1 pseudogene is annotated in these 376 nt (G+C 62.2%); it reads right to left on the reverse strand.

The window, feature by feature from the left end:
- Nucleotides 1-376, reverse strand: a pseudogene (locus ONA70_RS36515) (hypothetical protein); the annotation flags it as partial.

Raw genomic sequence — 376 nt, forward strand, 5'->3', positions numbered from 1 at the left:
TTCCAGGTCGAGGTCGGTGTTGCGGGCGTAGATTCCGCCACCGTTCTCGCAGGCGGTGTTCTCCTTGATGGTGGACAGGACGATCTTGACGAAGCCGCCGGAGCTGAACACGCCGCCGCCGTTCTCGCCGGCCCGGTTGTTCTCGATCGAGGTCTTGAAGATCTCCACCGTGCCGGCCTTGTCCCGGCCCTCCCACGTGTAGGAGTTCTTCTCCTTCTCCTTCTCCTTGCCCTCGCCGTTGGCGATGCCGCCGCCGTTCTTGCCGGCGGTGTTGTTGTCGATGCGGGATTCCTTGACCGAGAGCACGCCGACGTTGAAGATGCCACCACCGTTCTTCTCGGCGTGGTTGTTCTCGATCTTGCTTTCCTCGACGTCC

It is taken from the genome of Micromonospora yasonensis (genome assembly GCF_026013475.1).
GTDB lineage: Bacteria > Actinomycetota > Actinomycetes > Mycobacteriales > Micromonosporaceae > Micromonospora > Micromonospora yasonensis.